The sequence below is a fragment of the Microbacterium soli genome (assembly GCF_039539005.1).
Classification (GTDB): domain Bacteria; phylum Actinomycetota; class Actinomycetes; order Actinomycetales; family Microbacteriaceae; genus Microbacterium; species Microbacterium soli.
In genome coordinates, this window is sequence record NZ_BAABCP010000001.1 from 2,447,704 (window position 1) to 2,466,760 (window position 19,057).

The window sequence follows — 19,057 nt, forward strand, 5'->3', positions numbered from 1 at the left end:
GAGACGGCACGGCTCACAGGGCGCCTGCACCGGGGTGCTCACCGGAAGTCCCGCGAGCGGTGGGCGAGGCCCGTGCGCAGATCCTCGAAGGCATCCGCGAGGACGTTCGTCACACCCTCGGCGGAGCGCTCGACGATGCCGCGCACGATGAGGGCGGGGGAGTCCCGGGCGACACGGCGGTAGCGCCCCCAGACGCCCGCCGAGCAGATCACGTTCACCAGCCCGTACTCGTCCTCGAGGTTCAGGAAGGTGATCCCGCCTGCCGTCGCCGGACGCTGCCGGTGCGTGACCACGCCCGCCACCTCGATGCGCCGCCCGGCCTCGTGCGTGCGCAGCAGGTCGGAGCGGAGCACACCGCGCTCGTCGAGCGTCGCCCGCAGATGGGCGATCGGGTGATCATCCGTGGACACGCCGGTGGCCCACAGATCCGCGGCCAGGCGCTCATAACCGGACTGATCGGCGAACAGCGGCGGCTGAACGGCCACCGTCGTCCCCGGCAGATACTGTGCCCGGTCCCGGGCGGCAGCCCCCGCCAGCCAGATCCCCTCGCGTCTGCTCAGACCCAGGCACTCGAAGGCGCCCGCAGCGGCCATCGCCTCCAGCTGGGCGGCTGTGGCATCCGTCCGCCGCACCAGATCAGGCAGATCGCGGAACGGACCGTGCTCATCACGGGAGGCGACGATCCGCTTCGCGAGCCGCTCGCCGATCCCGCGGATGCCGGCCAGACCCAGCCGCACGGCGAAGCGGCCGTCACGGCGGTGCGCGGCCGAGGAATCCGGAGCTGCGGCATCGAAGATCCCCGCCGCGGGCTGCTGGTCGTCCAGGCAGGACTCCAGCCCGGTGGGACCGTGCGGACCCTCATCGCCCAGGCGCTCCAGGCCGTCCAGCGCCGCGGAGGCGTGCAGATCGGGCCGCAGCACGCGCACTCCGTGTCGGCGGGCGTCGGAGGTCAGCGACGACGCCGAGTAGAACCCCATCGGCTGGGAGCGCAGCAGCCCGGCCAGGAACGCCGCCGGGTAGTGCAGCTTCAGCCAGGAGCTGGCGTACACGAGCAGGGCGAAGGACAGTGAATGGGATTCCGCGAAGCCGAAGTTCGAGAACGCCTGGATCTGCGCGTAGATGCGATCGGCCGTCACCTCGCTCAGGCCCTTCTCCCGCATGCCGGAGTACAGCGACTCCCGGATCCTCTCGATCTTCTCCGACCCCCGTTTGGATCCCATCGCCCTGCGCAGCAGATCGGCCTCGTCGGCCGTGCAGTCCCCGAGCACCGTCGCCATCCGGATCAGCTGCTCCTGGAACACCGGGACGCCCAGGGTGCGCTCGAGCACGTTCTTGAGCAGGGGGTGCGCGTACGGGATCTCCGGCGGATCCTCGAGCGGCTCGCCGCGTGCCCTTCTGACACGGTTCGACTTCTCGACGCGATCCCTCTCCAGCTTGCGCTTGACGAACGGATGCACGGCACCGCCCTGGATCGGGCCGGGACGGATCAGGGCGATCTGGATCGCCAGGTCGTAGAACTCACGGGGCTGCAGTCGGGGCAGCAGGCCCATCTGCGCGCGGGACTCCACCTGGAACACGCCGATCGAATCCGCGCGGCAGAGCATGTCGTACACCGCGGGCTCCTCCTTCGGGATCGTGTCGAGGGACCAGTGCTCTCCGGTCGCCTCGGCGATCAGGTCGAAGCAGTGCCGCAGCGCCGACAGCATCCCCAGGCCCAGCAGGTCGAACTTGACCAGTCCCATCCAGGCCGCATCGTCCTTGTCCCACTGGATGACCGTGCGGCCCGGCATCCGGGCGTGCTCCACCGGCACCACCTCTCCCACCGGCTCGGCGGTCAGCACCATCCCCCCGGAGTGGATGCCCAGATGCCGCGGGGCCTTCAGCAGCTCCCCGGCGTAGGAGAGCACGTCGGCGGGGATGTCGCTGCCCTCGGCGGGCTCGATCTCCGCCCCCCAGCCGTCCACCTGCCTCGACCAGGCATCCTGACTGCCGGGAGAGTGCCCCAGCGCCCGTGCCATGTCCCGGACGGCGTTCTTCGGCCGGTACTGGATGACGTTCGCCACCTGGGCGGCGCGCTCACGGCCGTAGGTCTCGTACACCCACTGGATGATCTCCTCGCGCCGGCTGGAGTCGAAGTCCACGTCGATGTCGGGCTCCTCGCTGCGGGTGGTGGCCAGGAACCGCTCGAAGGGGAGCCGGTACAGGATGGGGTCGACGGCGGTGATGCCCAGCAGGTAGCAGACCGCGCTCGCAGCCGCCGATCCGCGACCCTGGCAGAGGATGCCGAGGCTCCTGGCCTTCTGAACGATCCCGTGCACGATGAGGAAGTAGCCGGGGAAGTCCTTCTCCTCGATGACGTCCAGCTCGCGCTCGATCCGCCGCCGTCCCGCCTCGTCGAGCCGAGGGTACCTGTGCGGGACCGCCGCCCAGACCAGGGCGCGCAGATGGCTCATCGGCGTCTCGCCCTCCGGCACCTTCTGCCGGGGGAGGGCGGGCCTGGCCCGTCGTAGCGGAAAGGCGCAGGCCGCGGCGATCCGCAGCCCTTCCTCGACCGCTCCCGGGTACCGACGGAACCGTGCGGTCATCTCCGCCCCGCTGCGCAGATGCGCACCGCCGTGGGCGGGCAGCCAGCCGTCGAGGTCGTCCATGCTGCGGGTCGCGCGCACCGCGGCGACAGCCTCGGCCAGGTCAGTCCGCGCGGGTGTCGCGTAGTGCACGTTGCCGGTGGCGACCACGGGAAGACGGAGATCGGCGGCGAGGGCGGCGAGGGCGTCGTTGCGGCGGGTGTCCAACGGGTCGCCGTGGTCGAACAGCTCGACGGCCACCCGGTCCTGCCCGAACAGGTCCACGAGCCTGCGCAGGGGCGTCTCGGCATCCGCCTGCTCGAGGCCGCGGCGCACGCCGCCCTTGCGGCATCCGGTCAGGATCATCCAGTGCCCTCCCGCGCTGGCCACCAGATCGTCGAGATCGTAGAGCGGTCGCCCCTTCTCCCCGCCGCGCAGCTGCGCGCGGGTGATCGCCCCGGAGAGCCGGTGGTACCCCTCGACCCCGTGCGCGAGCACGAGCAGGTGCTCCCCGAGCGGGTCGGGAGCACCGGTGCGGGAGGGAGCGGGACGGCCGTCGGCGGCGCCCAGCGACAGTTCCGCCCCGAACACGGTCTGCACGTCGGTGAACTCGGCGGCCTCGGCGAAGCGCGCCGCGCCGTAGAAGCCGTCATGATCGGTGATCGCGAGGGCGGTCAATCCCAGGGCCTCGGCCTCGGCCAGCAGCTCCTCGGGCGAGGAGACGCCGTCGAGGAAGGAGAACGAGCTGTGCGCGTGCAGCTCGGCGTACGGCACGGCGCCCTCCGGGCGGGTGACGGCCGGGCGGGACGCGGGCGGGCGGTGCCTGCTGAGCGGCCCGGGATCCATGCGCCGGACCGGCGGCTCGGGCGATGCCGGGGGCGGATCGGTCGGTGCGCTCAGCGTCCGCGCGAGCTGCGACCAGGGGAGGCTCGGGTTGTTGAAGCCCATCAGCAGTACCGCCCCTCGGCCCACCAGCCGTCCTCGCGGAGCAGGACCAGCCAGGCGCGATGCCGGTCGTCGAGCAGCTGGAACCGGTGGACGGGCCGGCGCCGTCCGGCACCCCCGCGCCGTTCGCGCACCGGCCACGGTCCCGCCCAGCCGATCACCGGACTGTCCTCGACGAGAGCGGGTGGGCAGGACAGCCCGCCGCGCTCGTCGACGACGACCTCCGCGCCGTCGGCGCCGGTGACCTGCACGGGACGCGGCGGGGCGAAGACCTCGGCGGGCAGCGGGTTCGGCATGCTGCCCGGCCACGGCCGATCGGGCTCGCGCGGGAGGACAGGGCGCTCGCCCCACGGTGTGAGCACCTGACGATCCTCGAGAAGACGCCCACCCGACACGGCCGCGGTGAGGACGCCACGATGTCCGAGCATCGTCTGCACACGGGAGACCGCGTGATGCAGACGGTCGTCGGTGCCCGAGCCGAACAGGCCGGGCTGGTGGTGCGCGGCGTCGTCCACCGCGGTGGGCGCGATCCGCACCGCGACGATCCCCCGGAAGGAGCGCGCGGCATCGGCATCCTGTCCCAGCACCCCGCGGCGCGCGGAGTCCGCGGCGAGCGTCTCCAGCTGCCAGCGCACCCTGTCCACGAGATCGCTCGCATCGAAGCAGGTGGGATGCAGCCAGACGCGTGAGAACACCGCCCCGTCGTCGTCGGTGAGGTCGACGCGCACCTCGGTGCACACCAGAGAGGCGTCGGCGAGGGCCAGCAGCACGGCATCGGCCGTCCGCCGCACGGCGAAGGCGATCTGATCGGACTGCCCGAGCGGCGTCTCGAAGACGGCCTCCCCGGACAGCTGCGGATCGGGAGGCCGGGGGGTCGTCGGGCGGGAGTCGGCGCCCTGCGCCAGCGCGTGCAGCCGAGCGCCGTGCTCGCCGAACCTCTCCCGCACGGCCTCGCCCTCCAGGGCGGCGAACCCGCCCAGCGTGGAGATCCCCAGCCGTCGCAGCAGGGCGGCCAGCTCCGGTGCTCCCAGTGCCTGCAGCGGGAGGGGGGCGAGGAAGCGCCGGGATGCGCCGGGCGGGACCACGGCGTACCCTCCGGCGGGCTCCGCCGCCGTCCGCTCCGAGGCGGTGCGAGCCGCCAGTTCCGCGGTGAACGCCCCGTCGGCGACGCCGATCCGGACCTCCCCGTAGCCGGCATCGGCGAGCAGATCGAGCAGGGCGGAGGCGGCCTCCGCCTCACCGCCGTGGTAGCGGGATATCCCGCGGGAGCGGAGGGCTGCGAGCCCGGGGCGCAGCAGGTGCACGCCGGGAGCGTGATCCTCGATCAGCCGCAGCACGGGCAGGAAGGCGCGCTCATCGACCGAGGGATCGTGCGGCAGCATCCGCAGCGACGGCAGCAGGCTCTGCGCGTGCCGACGTCGTTGTCCGATCCGTACCCCGTGCTCTCGGGCGGAAGCCGTACAGGCGGTGATCGCCCCCGCCCGCACGAGCGCTGCGGGCGGATGCGGGGGAGCACCTCCCAGGGCAGCCCGCAGCGGCCAGTCCGGGAACCACAGCGCGTGCATGCGGACGGGGGCGGGGTGCGCGGCGGAGGGCGCGTTCATGACGCCGCCGCCCAAGGACCTCGGACGGGTTCGACGGTCCGGCGCACCGAAGCGGAGGACCGCTCTCCGGCGGTGATCGGGACCACCCCGATCCTGCCCCGGTCGTCGGGCAGCCGTACTCGCATGCTGCGCGGGTGCGGGGCGGACCTCGTCTGCGCGGCGACCGTCACCATACGCTCCGTCAGCAGCCCCCAGCCCTCGCCGATCCCCTCCCAGTGCGGGTCCTGCAGGCTGATCATCCCCTCGCTCCGGGGCCAGGACGCGGTGGTCAGCACCGTGCATCCGCGATCGCGCAGCCGGGCGGCCAGCCGTGCGGCCTCCTCCTCCCGCACACCGCCGGTGGGATGGACCGCCAGCAGCGGCACCACCTCCGCCAGCGCCGAGACGACCGCCAGCCACCTCTGGCCGGGAGAGGGCACCAGGATCAGCCTGCTCAGCTCGATGCCGAAGGCGGCGGCGGCCTCGATGCCGAGCGTGGGCATGCCCACGGCGGCGCACCAGCCGCCGCGCTGCGAGACGGTGCTCATCAGGGCGAAGAGCAGGCTCGGCGAGGGCGACACCGAGTACACCGCGCCGGTGCGCAGCCCCTGCTCGGGGAGCAGCCCCTGCAGGACGGGCGGCAGCGGCAGCACGGTGTCGTCGCCGCGACGCCGCTGCATCCGCCCGATCTCCCGGCGCAGACGGAGGACGTCCCCCGCGCGTTCGTCAGCGGCGGAGAGCGCCGTGATCGTTCCGATGCTCATTCGACCATCCTCGAAGAAAGATTCGAATAATTCAAATGCATATCGAAGTGTAGATAGTACATCCGACATCGCGGAGTGCTCGGGTGGCGCGTGCGCGGACAGTGCGGGACAAGAGGGCTAATCTGAGCACATGGCAATCGCACGGCTACACGGCGGCCCGCTCGACGGGCAGATCATCCCGCTCGAGGACGCCGGGCAGGCATCCCTGGTCCTGCCCTACAGCGAGACCCAGCTGACGTATCAGCGCGAGGGCGAGGCGACGAACACGGGGGCGCATGACGGCCCCACCGAGATCGCCTTCCGGTTCACGGAATCCAGCGACGACATCTCACCGCATGACGACTGACGCCGCGGTGCCCTCTCCGACGGTGGCCGGCGACCCGCAGCGCACCGTCGAGATCGAGCGCAAGTACGACGCGGATGCCGACACGCGGCTGCCGGACTGGACGGGCGTCCCCGGGGTGACGACGGTGAGCGCGGGTGAGCTGAGGGAGCTGGACGCGCGCTACTTCGACACGGTCGGGCGCACCCTGGCCATGCACGGCATCGCGCTGCGCCGCCGTACCGGCGGTCCGGACGCCGGCTGGCACATCAAGGGACCTCGGCAGGGCGATGGCAGGCTCGAGCTCGGCTGGCCGCTGGATGATGACGACCGGATGCCGGATGCCGTCGCCGGGACCGCCGCGCAGTGGACCTCGGACCGCCTGCTCCCGATCGCCCGCATCCGCAACACCCGCACCGCCTACCGTCTGATGGGCGGAGACGGCATGGTCGCCGAGTTCGTGGACGATCGCGTGCGGGCCACGAATCTGCTCACCGGGACGCGCCGGGAATGGCGGGAATGGGAGATGGAGCTGGGTCCTGCCGCGCCCGCGGACGCCGCAGGGCAGGAGTCCTTCTTCGCCGCCGTCGAGCAGGCCGTCCTCGCCGCCGGAGGTCGCGCGCCGTCCTCCGGCTCCAAGCTCGCCCGCGCGCTCGGGGCCTGAGCTCAGGCGCGCTCAGACGCAGGAGGCTCCGGTCCGAGCGGACCGGAGCCTCCTGCGTGCGGACGCCGAGGCGTCAGAGGTTGATCATGTGGCCGGCGAGGCCGTGGAAGCCCTCCTGCAGCGCCTCCGACAGCGTCGGGTGGGTGTGCACGTTTCGGGCGGCCTCGAGAGCCGTGAGATCCCACTTCTGTGCGAGGGTCAGCTCCGGGAGCAGCTCGGAGACGTCCGGACCGATCAGGTGCCCGCCGATGAGCTCGAGGTGCTCGGCGTCCGCGATGAGCTTGACGAAGCCGACCGGCTCGCCCAGGCCGTTGGCCTTGCCGTTCGCGCTGAACGGGAACTTCGCGACCTTGATCTCGCGTCCCTCCGCACGCGCCTGCTCCTCGGTGAGGCCGAAGCTGGCGACCTGCGGCTGGCAGAACGTCGCACGCGGCATCATCCGGTAGTCGCCCAGCGTCTGGGTCTCCGCACCGGCGATGGTCTCGGCCGCCACCACGGCCTGCGCCTCGGCCACGTGGGCCAGCTGCAGCTTGGCGGTCACGTCGCCGATCGCGTAGATGCCCGCGACGTTCGTGCGCATGTGGTCGTCGATGTCGATCGCACCGCGCTCGGTGAGCGTCACCCCGGTCGCCTCCAGGCCGTAGCCGTCGACGTTCGGCGCGAAGCCGACCGACATGAGCACCTTGCCCGCGGTGATCTCACCGGGCTGCCCGTCCCGGGTCTCATAGGTGACGTGCACGGACGAGCCGTTGTCGGTGACGGTCTTGACCGCCGTGGAGGTGAGGATGTCGATGCCGAGCTTCTTGTACTGCCGCTGGATCTCCTTGGAGACCTCGGCGTCCTCGTTGGGCAGTGCGCGGTCGAGGAACTCGATGATCGTGACCTTGACGCCGTAGTTCGCCAGCACGTACGCGAACTCCATGCCGATCGCACCCGCGCCGACGATGACGATCGACTCGGGCAGCTCGCGGGTGAGGATCTGCTCCTCGAAGGTGACGACGTTCTCGCTCAGCTGCACGCCCGGAAGCAGACGGACGGTCGACCCCGTCGCGATGATGACGTTCTCGAACGTGACCTCCTCGGTGGTCCCGTCCGACTTCGCCACGGAGATCGCCTTCGGACCGGTGAAGGTCCCGCGCCCGTCGTACTCGGTCACCTTGTTCTTCTTCATCAGGAAGTGGATGCCCTTGACGTGCGTCTCCGAGACCTTGCGGCTGCGGTCGAACGCCGCACCGAAGTCGAAGTGCACGTCACCGGAGATGCCGAAGAAGTCGGCCTTGTGGGTGAAGGTGTGCGCGATCTCGGCGTTCTTCAGGAGCGACTTGGAGGGGATGCATCCGACGTTCAGGCACACACCGCCCCAGTACTTCTCCTCGATGATGGCTGTGGACAGACCGAGCTGTGCGCTGCGGACGGCGGCGACGTAGCCGCCAGGGCCCGCCCCGAGGATGACGACATCGTAATGTGGCATGTCCTCAAGCCTATCGTCTGCGTCGCGCGCGAGCGCCTGAGAGCGCGTGCGCGGGAGGCGAAGTCCTCCTCCCGCGCACGGGATGGCATCCGATAGGCTGAAGGACCGGAGGAGGGAGAACCGTGACAGACGACAGCACGATCGGCGCCGGAGGCGCGATCCACCGCGATGGCGAGGTGCGGCACGATGTGACGCAGACGTTCGGCCACGAATCCGACCTCTCGTTCGTGCCGTTCGGTGCGGACCTGACCGAGACGGAGAGCGCCGCCATCGCAGCACTGCCCTCCGGCTCCGCGCTGCTGCTGGTGCGGGCGGGGGCCCTCGCCGGCGCGCGCTATCTGCTCGACGCCGATGTGACGACCGTGGGCCGTCACCCCGAGGCCGACATCTTCTTCGACGACGTGACGGTGTCGCGTCGTCACGCCGAGATCACCCGGGCGGGAGCGGTGTTCGAGATCATCGACCAGCGGTCCCTGAACGGCACGTACGTCAACGGCGAGCGCGTCGACCGCAGTGAACTGGCCAACGGCTACGAGCTGCGCATCGGCAAGTTCCGGATGAACTTCTTCGCCTCCCCGATCGATCTCGCTGCGGCGAACGACTGATGGCATCGGGGGGTGCCGCCCGGGAGCGCTTGGCGCCCACGGGTCTTCTCAGCATCGGTCAGGTGCTCGCTCGCCTGACTCCGCAGTTCCCGCAGCTCACCTCCAGCAAGCTGCGCTTCCTCGAGGTGCAGGGCATCGTCGCACCGTCGCGGACCGAGTCCGGATACCGAAAGTTCTCTGCATCCGACGTCGAGCGTCTGCGCACGGCGCTGACCCTGCAGCGGGATCACTACCTGCCGCTCAGCGTGATCCGCGAGCAGCTCGACGAGGCGGAGGCGAAAGGGGAGAGCTGGAGTGACATCGTGCCGCGCTCCATCACTCCCGTCGGCCGTCGCCACCGGCGGGAGGAGCTGCTGGCCCGGACCGGAGCCACGCCGCAGCTGCTGAACGATGCGATCAGCGCCGGGCTCATCCCGGCATCCGAGACGTATCCGGAGCAGGTGTCCACGCTGCTTTCCGGCCTCGTGACGCTGGCACGGCACGGCATCGAGCCCCGTCATCTGCGCAGCCTGCGGCAGAGTGCGGAGCGCGAGGCGGCACTGATCGAGTCGGCGCTGTCCACGCTGCTGCGGCGCACGGATGCGGCATCGCGGGGGCGCGCGGCCGAGCTCGCCCCCGAACTGGCCACCTGCATCGATGAGGTGCGCAGCGCCATGGTGCGCCAGGCGCTGGAGCGGGTGCTTTCGTAACGAAGAGGTTGCGACACACCTTCGGTGCGAGGCGGATGTGATTGCCCGTCCGGGGGTGCTGCTCTAGCGTTGAGGTATTCGTTCAGGAGAGGACAGAGGTTATGAATGCGGATGAGCTGACGGGTGAACCGCGCTTCGTGACCGAGCTCCTCTTCACCGACGGGCTGCCCGCCATGGACGACGAGGTCGGGTACCGCGGCGTCGTCGCCGCGCGGGCGGCGGGGATCACGTATCGCCAGCTCGACTACTGGGCTCGCACCGAACTGGTCGTCCCCACCATCCGCGGCGCCTCCGGATCCGGGTCGCAGCGCCTGTACGGCTTCCGTGACATCCTCGTCCTCAAGCTGGTCAAGCGCCTGCTGGACACCGGGATCTCCCTGCAGCAGATCCGCACCGCCGTCGAGCAGCTGCATGCCGCCGGCATCCGCGATCTGGCCGGGACCACGCTCATGAGCGACGGGGCCTCCGTCTACCTGTGCACCTCGAACGATGAGGTCATCGACCTCGTCAGCCGCGGCCAGGGTGTGTTCGGCATCGCCGTCGGGAAGGTGCTGCGCGAGGTGGAGACCACGCTCGTGGAGTTCGACCAGTCCGCTCCGGACCCGATCGACGAGCTCGCCGCCCGCCGCAGGAAGCGCACCGCCTGATCCTCCACGGGGCCGAGCCCTTCCCGGCTCAGCGCAACGGCGTCACGCCTGGGCGCCGCCCTCCGGGACCGGCACGCGACCCGCGCGGACGATCCGGTCCAGGAGCTGGTCGAAGTCGGCAGCGAGCTCCTGAGCGGAGTCACCGGGCCAGATGTGCAACGGCTTGGCGGCCCCCTGCGCCTGCTGCAGCGAGGTGCGCTCCGGCAGCTGCGGCGAGAGCACCAGCGGGCCGAACATGTCGCGCAGCTCCTTGATGCGGAACTGGTGCTCGATGGACTGCGGGCGCACGCGGTTGACGACGATGCCCAGCGGCTGCAGGCGAGGGGAGAGACCGCGGCGGATCTCCTCGATGGCGCGCAGCGCGCGATCGGCGGCCGCCACCGAGAACAGGCCCGGCTCGGTGACCACCATGACGCGGTCGCTGGCGGCCCAGGCCGTGCGGGTGAGCGCATTCAGGGAAGGGGCGCAGTCGATGAGCACGAGGTCGTACTCGCTCTCGACGGTGGCCAGCGCCTCCTCGAGCTTCCACACGTCGCGCACGCTGGGGTGCGGGCCGTCGAAGTTGATCGCCGACGGGCTGCCGATCAGCAGATCGATCGTGCCGGGGTGCACTTTCGCCCAGCCGCTGGTGGTGATCGCCTGACGGACCACCTTCTCCTTGGGGTTCTCCAGCACGTCGGCGATGTTCAGCCTGCCGGCGATCTGGATGTCCATGCCGGTGGACACATCCGACTGCGGGTCGAGGTCGACGACGAGAGTGCGGATGCCGCGGGCGAAGGCGGCGGAGGCGAGACCGAGGGTGACGGTCGTCTTCCCCACGCCTCCCTTGAGGGAGCTGACGCTGAGTACGTGCACGACCTACACGTTACCGTGCCATAGTCTGGGGGCACACTCAGCCCCCGCCTGCACGCAGTCGTCTGCGCGCATCGACCTCTGAAGAGGTGTGCATGTTTCAGAAGATCCTGGTAGCGAATCGTGGCGAGATCGCCATCCGCGCGTTCCGCGCGGCGTACGAGGTGGGGGCGCGCACCGTCGCGGTCTTCCCCCATGAGGATCGCGGCTCGCTGCACCGGCTCAAGGCCGACGAGGCGTACGAGATCGGTGAGAGGGGCCACCCCGTCCAGGCCTACCTCGACGTCGACGGGATCATCGCGGTCGCGCTCGAGGCCGGCGCGGATGCCATCTACCCCGGCTACGGCTTCCTCTCCGAGAACCCGGAGCTGGCGGAGAAGGCCGCCGCCGCGGGTCTCGTCTTCATCGGTCCGCCCGCGCACGTCCTGGAGATGGCCGGGAACAAGGTCGAGGCCAAGCGCCACGCCATCGAGGCCGGCGTGCCCGTGCTGGCCTCGACGGAGGCGTCCGACGACATCGACGCGCTCGTGGCGCAGTCCGACGAGATCGGCTTCCCGCTGTTCGCGAAGGCCGTCGCCGGCGGCGGCGGCCGCGGCATGCGACGGGTGGAGACGAAGGAGGAGCTGGCACCCGCACTGGCGGAGGCCATGCGCGAGGCAGGGGCGGCCTTCGGCGACGCGCGGATGTTCCTCGAGCAGGCGGTGCTGCGTCCTCGTCACATCGAGGTGCAGATCCTCGCTGACGGGCAGGGCGGCATCGTGCACCTGTTCGAGCGGGACTGCTCGGTGCAGCGACGCCACCAGAAGGTCGTCGAGGTGGCGCCCGCGCCCAACCTCGATGACACCGTGCGAGACGCCCTGCACCGTCATGCGATCGCGTTCGCGCGCTCGATCGGCTACCAGAACGCGGGGACCGTCGAGTTCCTGCTGGAGACCGAGGGTCCCCGCGCGGGGCAGGTCGTGTTCATCGAGATGAACCCGCGCATCCAGGTCGAGCACACCGTGACCGAGGAGGTCACCGACGTCGACCTCGTGCGCGCGCAGATGCAGATCGCCGACGGCGCCACCCTCGCCGAGCTCGAGCTGGAGCAGGACGACATCCAGCTCCACGGCGCGGCGCTGCAGTGCCGGATCACCACGGAGGACCCCACCCAGGGATTCCGACCGGACACCGGCAAGATCACGACCTATCGCTCGCCCGGCGGCGCGGGCATCCGTCTCGACGGCGGCACGACAGCCGCGGGATCCCAGATCAACCCCTACTTCGACTCCATGCTGTCGAAGCTGATCTGTCGAGGCCGCTCCTTCGACAGCGCCGTCTCGCGGGCGCGCAGGGCGCTGGCGGAGTTCCGGGTCCGCGGCGTCGCCACGAACATCCCGTTCCTGCAGGCGGTGCTGGACGATCCGTCCTTCGCCGCGGGCGACCTGTCGACGTCCTTCATCGACGAGCGACCGGAGCTGCTGCGCGGACGGGTGTCGAAGGACCGTGGCTCGAAGATCCTCAACTGGCTCGTCGACGTCACGGTCAACAAGCCGTACGGCGAGAACCCGCTCGTGGCGTCCCCGTCGCAGAAGCTGCCGGTGATCGACCTCGGTGCCGAAGCACCCGCAGGGTCCCGCCGGCGACTTCAGGAGCTCGGCCCCGAGGGGTTCGCCGCCGCGCTGCGCGCGCAGGACGCCCTCGCCGTCACCGAGACGACGTTCCGCGACGCGCACCAGTCCCTGCTGGCCACGCGCGTGCGCACGAGGGATCTCGTCGCCGTCGCTCCGCACGTGGCCCGCATGACGCCGCAGCTGCTGTCGGTGGAGGCCTGGGGCGGCGCGACCTACGACGTCGCGCTCCGCTTCCTCGGCGAGGACCCGTGGGAGCGGCTGGCAGCGATGCGCGCCGCGCTGCCGAACATCAACATCCAGATGCTGCTGCGCGGCCGCAACACCGTGGGCTACACGCCGTACCCGACGGCCGTCACGGATGCCTTCGTGCGCGAGGCCGCCGAGACCGGAGTGGACATCTTCCGCATCTTCGACGCCCTCAACGACGTGTCGCAGATGCGCCCCGCCATCGATGCGGTGCTGGGCACCGGCACGGCCGTGGCCGAGGCCGCGCTGTGCTACACCGGTGATCTGCTGGACCCCGCCGAGGACCTGTACACCCTGGACTACTACCTGCGCCTCGCGGAGCAGATCGTCGCGGCCGGCGCGCATGTCATCGGCATCAAGGACATGGCGGGTCTGCTGCGCCCCGCGGCGGCGGCGAAGCTCGTCACGGCGCTGCGGGAGCGCTTCGATCAGCCCGTGCACGTGCACACCCATGACACGGCGGGCGGTCAGCTGGCGACCCTGCTCGCGGCGAGCGGGGCCGGAGCGGATGCCGTGGACGCGGCCTCCGCGCCGATGTCGGGCACCACCAGCCAGCCGTCGCTGTCGGCTCTGGTCGCCGCCCTCGCGCACACCGAGCGCGACACCGGCATCGATCTGCAGGCGGTCGCCGACCTGGAACCGTACTGGGAGGCGGTGCGCCGACTGTACCGGCCGTTCGAGTCCGGTCTGCCCAGTCCCACCGGCCGCGTGTACCACCACGAGATCCCCGGTGGGCAGCTGTCGAATCTGCGTCAGCAGGCGATCGCCCTGGGCCTGTCCTCCGACTTCGAGCTCATCGAGGACATGTACGCCGCGGCGGATGCCATCCTCGGCCGAGTGCCCAAGGTGACCCCGTCCTCGAAGGTGGTCGGCGATCTCGCCCTGCACCTGGCAGCCGTGAAGGCGGATCCGGCGGACTTCGAGGCCAACCCCGATCACTACGACATCCCCGACTCCGTCGTGGCGTTCATGGCCGGCGAACTGGGCGATCTGCCCGGTGGGTGGCCCGAGCCGTTCCGCAGCAAGGTGCTCGCCGGACGCGGCGCGAAGGCCGGCATCACCCCGATCACGGCCGCGCAGCAGGAGGCGCTCGACGGTACGTCGCAGGAACGGCGCGGCATGCTCGACGAGCTGCTGTTCCCCGCTCCGACCAGGGCCTTCCGTCAGCGCCGTGAGGAGTACGGTGATCTGTCGGTGCTGGACACCGCCGACTACCTGTACGGGCTGGTCCCCGGCGCCGAGCATGCCGTGGAGATGGAGCGCGGCGTGCGGCTGTACGTCGGTCTCGAGGCCATCGGCGAAGTCGATCCGAAGGGCATGCGCACCGTGATGACCACGCTGAACGGGCAGCTGCGCCCGGTGTCGGTGCGCGACAGGTCGGTCACCGTCGAGGTGCACGAGGCGGAGAAGGCCGACGCCTCCAGGCCCGGGCACGTCGCTGCTCCGTTCTCCGGCGCGGTGACTCTGAAGGTCGAGGAGGGGGCCGCCGTCGAGGCGGGCGAGGCCGTCGCCTCCATCGAGGCGATGAAGATGGAGGCGACCATCACGACACCCGTCGGGGGCGTCGTGGAGCGCCTTGCGATCGGTGCGACCCAGCAGGTCGAGGCCGGTGATCTTTTGGTCGTCATCCGTCCCGAGCACTAATCTTGGGCGGGCGCATGTGTGCGCCGGAGCTGGGAGCTGGATTCGTGACGCCGAAGAACACCGTGGACCCCGAGGGGGATGATTCGCTGGGCGTGCTCGATGACACCGCGTCGTCGGACACCATCCCGATCGGACCGCTCGGCAGCACCGAGCAGGTCAGCGTGACGCTGCCGACGGGCGGTGAGGACGACGATCTCGTGGACGACGAAGTGGTCGGCGGCGAGGTCGTCGCCGACCTCATCATCGACACCTCGGCGGTCGCCGACGAGGACACGGTCGCCCGGATCAGCCGGGAGACGCCGGAGATCGTCATCGAGCTGCCGGCGGAGGATCTGCCGCAGGCGGCCCCGGCTGAGCCGGAACCCGTCATCGAGGTCGAGCCGGAGACCGCACCCATGACGGAGAGTGCCCGCTCCGTGGACCCGGCCCCGTCCGCCATCGTGGACGCGGAGGTGGTCCCCGCGACCGATGCGGTGCCGACGTCGGCCGGGTCGACGTCCTCGGCGGGTGGCAGGCCGACGGCGACGTCGAGACCGACGAGGAAGCCGGCGACGAAGGCGAGGGCGAAGGCGTCCGCAGGGGAGTCCGCGCAGCGGAAGGCGGACGCACGCCCTGGGGCGGACGCCGCACGAAAGTCGGACGACGGCGCGGTGCCGACCGCCGTCGTCGGGTCGCGGGAGGCCGCGGAGCCGGTGTCGGCCGTCGCATCGGCCGCCGCAGCGCGCACGGATGCCGGTCCTGAGCCCACGAGCGACGAGAACCCTCCCGAGGGGTCGGAGCTCGCGCAGCTGGAATCCGTGGTCGCCGCTACCAAGGCCTCGCTCCGCGAGGCCATGTCCCCGACCCGACCCGACCCGAGGAACGAAGCACGGCCCGTCACGACGGGCATCGAAGAGGAGAACAGCCCCGTGCACACCGAGGACGCCGCTTCCGCTGGCCGCCCCGCGACCGACGCCGACCACCCGACGCCCGCGCCGGTGCGAGCGGCCTCGGAGCTGACGCTCACCGCCAAGCGACTCGACGATCTGGGCGACTCGGGCAGGGAGAGCGCCGACCTCCTCACCGCTGACCGGCTGCTCGACCCGTCCCGCCTCTCGCGGCCCGAGCCGGAGGGCGCGTGGAGTCACCTGCTGTACACGCTCTCGCGCGGCAGGATCAACATCGGTGACGGGCGCAGGGCGCGCGAGCGCAAAGCGCTCACCGCACGGATCGCGGCACCGATGACCGGCGACGCGCGGTTCGTGCCGGTGCTCTCCCGCAAGGGCGGTGTCGGCAAGACCACGGTGACGGTGCTGCTGGGAATGGCTCTGGCCGATGCCAGGGAGGACCGCGTGATCGCCGTGGACGCCAACCCCGACCGGGGCACGCTCGCCGAGCGCGTCGGCGGCAGCCACACCAGATCCGTGCGCGACCTGGTGCGCGCCCAGCATGACATCCGCGGATTCCATGACATCTCCGCACTCGTGGCTCGTGACCACACGCGTCTGGACGTGCTGGCGTCGGATGCCGACCCTCGTGTCTCGGAGGCGTTCGGCGACGCGGACTACCGGGACGTGGCGGCGGTGGCCGCACAGTACTACTCGCTCGTGCTCACCGACTCCGGCACGGGCATCGTGCACTCGGTGATGGGCGCCACGCTGGACCTCGCCGATCGGATCATCGTCGTCTCCGGCCTCAGCGTGGACGAGGCGCGCCTGGCATCCGAGACGCTGACATGGCTGGAGAGCAACGGGTACGCGCAGCTCGCGCGCGATGCGATCGTCGTGCTGAACCAGTCCACGCCGGGGATGCCGCTCGTTCGTCTCGGTGAGCTCGAGTCGCATTTCTCCACGCGTGCCGCACAGGTGCTGCGCATTCCGTACGATCCGCAGATCGCCGGCGGCGGACCCATCCACTATGCCGGCCTGCGGCCGGAGACTCGGCTCGCCGCCCGCGAGATCGCCGCCGCGCTCGTCGAGGGCCTGCGGGCGAAGGCCGCCTGATGGCCGTTCGTGAGATCCGGCTGTACGGCGACCCCGTGCTGCGCGAGAGGTGCGCGACCATCGACGGCATCGACGACGGCGTGCGCGCGCTGGTCGCAGATCTCCTCGACACCGTCGCACTGCCCGGCCGCGCAGGAGTGGCGGCGAACCAGATCGGCGTCGCGCTGCGCGCGTTCAGCTACAATATCGACGGCGACATCGGCTATGTCCTCAACCCCGTGCTCACCGAGGTGCGCGGCGAGCCGGAGCTCGTCGGCGAGGGATGCCTGTCGGTGCCCGGGCTCTGGCACGACACGCCGCGGCATCCATGGGCTCGTGTGGAGGGGATCGATCTGGACGGCGAGCCGGTCGTGCTGGAGGGCGAGGGGCTGCTGGCTCAGGCGCTGCAGCACGAGACCGACCATCTGGACGGCATGGTGTACCTGGGCCGACTGCAGGGCGAGACCCGCAAGCTGGCGATGCGCCAGGTGCGGGAGAGCGACTGGTTCTGACGCGGGCCGGAGCAATGCGGCGAGGCCGCGTCGCTGGGACGGTCAGCCCAGCGGTGTCGTCGTGGTGTGCGCGGGCGCCTCGTAGATCTCGGCGATCTCGTCGGCGAAGTCCTGCAGGATCACGTTGCGCTTGATCGACAGCTTCGGCGTGAGATGCCCGCTGGCCTCGGTCCACTCGACGGGGAGGATCGTGAACTTGCGGATGGACTCGGCGCGCGAGACCGTCTTGTTCGCCCGGTCGATGGCGCGCTGCACCTCCTCGCGGACCGCCGCGTTCGTGCTGGCCTCGGCCAGCGACATGTCCCCGGGGAGGCCGTTGTTGGTCAGCCACGTCGGCAGCATCTCGGAGTCGAGCGTGATGAGCGCTGAGATGAACGGCTTCTGATCGCCCAGCACGACGACCTGGCCGACGATCGGGTTGGAGCGGATCGGATCCTCCAGCTGAGCGGGGGAGACGTTCTTGCCTCCCGCCGTCACGATGATCTCCTTCTTGCGGCCGGTGATCGTGAGGAACCCCTCGGAGTCGAAGGTGCCCAGGTCGCCCGTGCGGAACCATCCGTCGTCGAAGGCCGCCGCCGTCGCCTCCGGGTTGTTCCAGTACTCCTTGAAGACGTTGATGCCCCTGATCTCGATCTCGCCGTCGTCGGCGAGCCGGAGGCCGACGCCGGGAAGGGCGGGACCGACCGTGCCGATCTTGGACTTGTCGGCGAGGTTCACCGTCGCGGGGGCGGTGGTCTCGGTGAGCCCGTAGCCCTCCAGGATCACCACGCCGAGACTGTGGAAGAAATGGCCCAGGCGCGCGCCCAGAGGCGCGGAGCCGGAGACGGCGTACTTGACGTTGCCTCCCATCGCTTCACGCAGCTTGCCGTAGACGAGCTTGTCGAACAGCGCGAACTTCACCCGCAGCCCGAGCGGCACCTTCCTGCCCTGTTCGAGGAGGGTGGAGCGCTCGACGGCGACGGCCGCCGCGGCGCGGAAGATCTTGCCCCTGCCTCCGGCCTCGGCCTTCTGCTCCGCGGAGTTGTAGACCTTCTCGAACACGCGGGGAACGGCCAGGAGGAAGGTGGGCTTGAAGGAGCCGAGAGCGGGCAGCAGCTGCTTCGTGTCGGGCTGGTGGCCCGTCCGCACGCCCGCGTGGATGCCGAGGACGGAGATGAACCGTGCGAACACGTGCGCGGTGGTGATGAACAGCAGGGTCGACGCGCCCGGCATCGTGACGACCTCCTCCAGCGCCTTGGCGGAGTTGCGGGACAGCTCCACGAAGTTGCTGTGCGTGAGCACGCAGCCCTTGGGGCGGCCCGTCGAGCCCGAGGTGTAGATGAGGGTCGCGATGTCGGAGCCCACCGCGATCCTGCGGCGGCGCTCGATCTCGGCATCCTCCACGTCGGCGCCCTGGGCGGTGAGAGTGTCGATGGCGCCGAGGTGCATCTGCCACACCTCGCGCAGCAGAGGCAGGTCGCCGCGCACCTCGTCCACGCGGGCGAAATGCTCGGGCGACTCCACGATGAGCGCGATGGCACCGGAGTCCTCCATGATCCATTGGATCTGCGAGGGGGAGCTGGTCTCGTAGATGGGCACCATCACCGCGCCGGCGTAGAAGAGGGCGAAGTCGACGAGCGTCCACTCGTAGGTGGTGCTCGCGAGGAAGCCGACCTTCTCACCGGGCTGGATGCCCGCGGCGGTGAAGCCCTTCGCGAGGGCGATCACCGCCGTCTCGAAGTCCTTGGCCGTGACGTCGCGCCAGCCGTCCCCCTCGGGAACGGAGAACAGAGCGAGGTCCGGGGTCTGCTGCACGCGGATGGCGAGCAGATCAGAAGTGTTGGCCTGGGGGTCGGCGGGGACGAGGGCGGGAACTTCGAACTGGACCACGGCAGCTCCTTCGGTACCGGATGGACGGGTGACAGTCCCGAGTCTAAGACATGGGACCCGGTCGCATCCCACCAGACACCCGGTCGCTCGAGAGGGGGCGGCGCTA

Annotated in this window: 14 protein-coding genes; 8 read left to right on the top strand and 6 right to left on the bottom strand. The window is 70.6% G+C overall.

Going from position 1 to position 19,057, the window contains the following annotated elements:
* Positions 1 to 38: 38 nt before the first annotated feature.
* The 3 genes from ABD770_RS11580 to ABD770_RS11590 are packed head-to-tail and all read right to left on the bottom strand — an operon-like array spanning position 39 to position 5,856.
* Entirely contained in the window at positions 39 to 3,512 is a 3,474-nt protein-coding gene (locus tag ABD770_RS11580) for an error-prone DNA polymerase (RefSeq protein WP_344819921.1), read from the bottom strand.
* The gene (locus ABD770_RS11585) at positions 3,512 to 5,113 is read right to left on the bottom strand and encodes a DNA polymerase Y family protein (RefSeq protein WP_344819714.1); all 1,602 of its coding nucleotides are present in this window, start codon (positions 5,111 to 5,113) and stop codon (positions 3,512 to 3,514) included. The genes ABD770_RS11580 and ABD770_RS11585 overlap by 1 nt, the downstream gene beginning before the upstream one ends.
* On the bottom strand, positions 5,110 to 5,856 hold the full coding sequence (locus tag ABD770_RS11590) for a hypothetical protein (RefSeq protein WP_344819715.1): 747 nt from the start codon (positions 5,854 to 5,856) through the stop codon (positions 5,110 to 5,112). Before ABD770_RS11590 ends, ABD770_RS11585 begins: the two co-directional genes overlap by 4 nt.
* 130 nt (positions 5,857 to 5,986) lie before the next feature.
* Here ABD770_RS11590 and ABD770_RS11595 point away from each other — a divergent pair, with 130 nt between their 5' ends.
* Entirely contained in the window at positions 5,987 to 6,202 is a 216-nt protein-coding gene (locus tag ABD770_RS11595) for a response regulator (RefSeq protein ID WP_344819716.1), read from the top strand.
* On the top strand, positions 6,192 to 6,842 hold the full coding sequence (locus ABD770_RS11600) for a CYTH domain-containing protein (protein WP_344819717.1): 651 nt from the start codon (positions 6,192 to 6,194) through the stop codon (positions 6,840 to 6,842). Before ABD770_RS11595 ends, ABD770_RS11600 begins: the two co-directional genes overlap by 11 nt.
* A 73-nt stretch (positions 6,843 to 6,915) precedes the next feature.
* On the opposite strand, the gene lpdA is transcribed toward ABD770_RS11600, so the two are convergent.
* Complete coding sequence (gene lpdA, locus ABD770_RS11605; RefSeq protein ID WP_344819718.1) at positions 6,916 to 8,313, bottom strand: dihydrolipoyl dehydrogenase; 1,398 nt, start codon at positions 8,311 to 8,313, stop codon at positions 6,916 to 6,918.
* A 140-nt stretch (positions 8,314 to 8,453) separates the two neighbouring features.
* Here lpdA and ABD770_RS11610 point away from each other — a divergent pair, with 140 nt between their 5' ends.
* The 3 genes from ABD770_RS11610 to ABD770_RS11620 all read left to right on the top strand — a co-directional run bounded on the left by ABD770_RS11610 (position 8,454) and on the right by ABD770_RS11620 (position 10,254).
* Positions 8,454 to 8,918, top strand: a complete 465-nt coding sequence (locus ABD770_RS11610; protein WP_425562766.1) for an FHA domain-containing protein — start codon at positions 8,454 to 8,456, stop codon at positions 8,916 to 8,918.
* Positions 8,918 to 9,607, top strand: coding sequence for a transcriptional regulator FtsR (gene ftsR, locus ABD770_RS11615; RefSeq protein ID WP_344819719.1), 690 nt, complete (start codon positions 8,918 to 8,920; stop codon positions 9,605 to 9,607). The genes ABD770_RS11610 and ftsR overlap by 1 nt, the downstream gene beginning before the upstream one ends.
* A 101-nt stretch (positions 9,608 to 9,708) precedes the next feature.
* A complete protein-coding gene (locus ABD770_RS11620; protein WP_344819720.1) occupies positions 9,709 to 10,254 on the top strand; it encodes a MerR family transcriptional regulator in 546 nt (181 codons plus the stop codon).
* A 42-nt stretch (positions 10,255 to 10,296) separates the two neighbouring features.
* Here the strand turns inward: ABD770_RS11620 and ABD770_RS11625 are convergent, their stop codons facing one another.
* Entirely contained in the window at positions 10,297 to 11,109 is an 813-nt protein-coding gene (locus ABD770_RS11625; RefSeq protein ID WP_344819721.1) for a ParA family protein, read from the bottom strand.
* Positions 11,110 to 11,201: 92 nt separating this feature from the next.
* Here ABD770_RS11625 and ABD770_RS11630 point away from each other — a divergent pair, with 92 nt between their 5' ends.
* The 3 genes from ABD770_RS11630 to ABD770_RS11640 are packed head-to-tail and all read left to right on the top strand — an operon-like array spanning position 11,202 to position 17,082.
* Positions 11,202 to 14,609, top strand: a complete 3,408-nt coding sequence (locus ABD770_RS11630) for a pyruvate carboxylase (protein WP_344819722.1) — start codon at positions 11,202 to 11,204, stop codon at positions 14,607 to 14,609.
* Between the two features lie 44 nt (positions 14,610 to 14,653).
* A complete protein-coding gene (locus ABD770_RS11635) occupies positions 14,654 to 16,591 on the top strand; it encodes a nucleotide-binding protein (RefSeq protein WP_344819723.1) in 1,938 nt (645 codons plus the stop codon).
* Complete coding sequence (locus ABD770_RS11640) at positions 16,591 to 17,082, top strand: peptide deformylase (RefSeq protein WP_344819724.1); 492 nt, start codon at positions 16,591 to 16,593, stop codon at positions 17,080 to 17,082. Before ABD770_RS11635 ends, ABD770_RS11640 begins: the two co-directional genes overlap by 1 nt.
* A 42-nt stretch (positions 17,083 to 17,124) precedes the next feature.
* Here ABD770_RS11640 and ABD770_RS11645 read toward each other — a convergent pair whose 3' ends face one another.
* A complete protein-coding gene (locus tag ABD770_RS11645) occupies positions 17,125 to 18,951 on the bottom strand; it encodes an AMP-dependent synthetase/ligase (RefSeq protein WP_344819725.1) in 1,827 nt (608 codons plus the stop codon).
* Positions 18,952 to 19,057: the final 106 nt, after the last annotated feature.

What these genes read in the sequence shown, in the direction of transcription:
- ABD770_RS11580 (WP_344819921.1), bottom strand. Translation starts at nt 3,512, where the DNA reads ATGGGCTTCAACAACCCGAGCCTCCCCTGGTCGCAGCTCGCGCGGACG.
- ABD770_RS11585 (WP_344819714.1), bottom strand. Translation starts at nt 5,113, where the DNA reads ATGAACGCGCCCTCCGCCGCGCACCCCGCCCCCGTCCGCATGCACGCG.
- ABD770_RS11590 (WP_344819715.1), bottom strand. Translation starts at nt 5,856, where the DNA reads ATGAGCATCGGAACGATCACGGCGCTCTCCGCCGCTGACGAACGCGCG.
- ABD770_RS11595 (WP_344819716.1), top strand. Translation starts at nt 5,987, where the DNA reads ATGGCAATCGCACGGCTACACGGCGGCCCGCTCGACGGGCAGATCATC.
- ABD770_RS11600 (WP_344819717.1), top strand. Translation starts at nt 6,192, where the DNA reads ATGACGACTGACGCCGCGGTGCCCTCTCCGACGGTGGCCGGCGACCCG.
- lpdA (WP_344819718.1), bottom strand. Translation starts at nt 8,313, where the DNA reads ATGCCACATTACGATGTCGTCATCCTCGGGGCGGGCCCTGGCGGCTAC.
- ftsR (WP_344819719.1), top strand. Translation starts at nt 8,918, where the DNA reads ATGGCATCGGGGGGTGCCGCCCGGGAGCGCTTGGCGCCCACGGGTCTT.
- ABD770_RS11620 (WP_344819720.1), top strand. Translation starts at nt 9,709, where the DNA reads ATGAATGCGGATGAGCTGACGGGTGAACCGCGCTTCGTGACCGAGCTC.
- ABD770_RS11630 (WP_344819722.1), top strand. Translation starts at nt 11,202, where the DNA reads ATGTTTCAGAAGATCCTGGTAGCGAATCGTGGCGAGATCGCCATCCGC.
- ABD770_RS11640 (WP_344819724.1), top strand. Translation starts at nt 16,591, where the DNA reads ATGGCCGTTCGTGAGATCCGGCTGTACGGCGACCCCGTGCTGCGCGAG.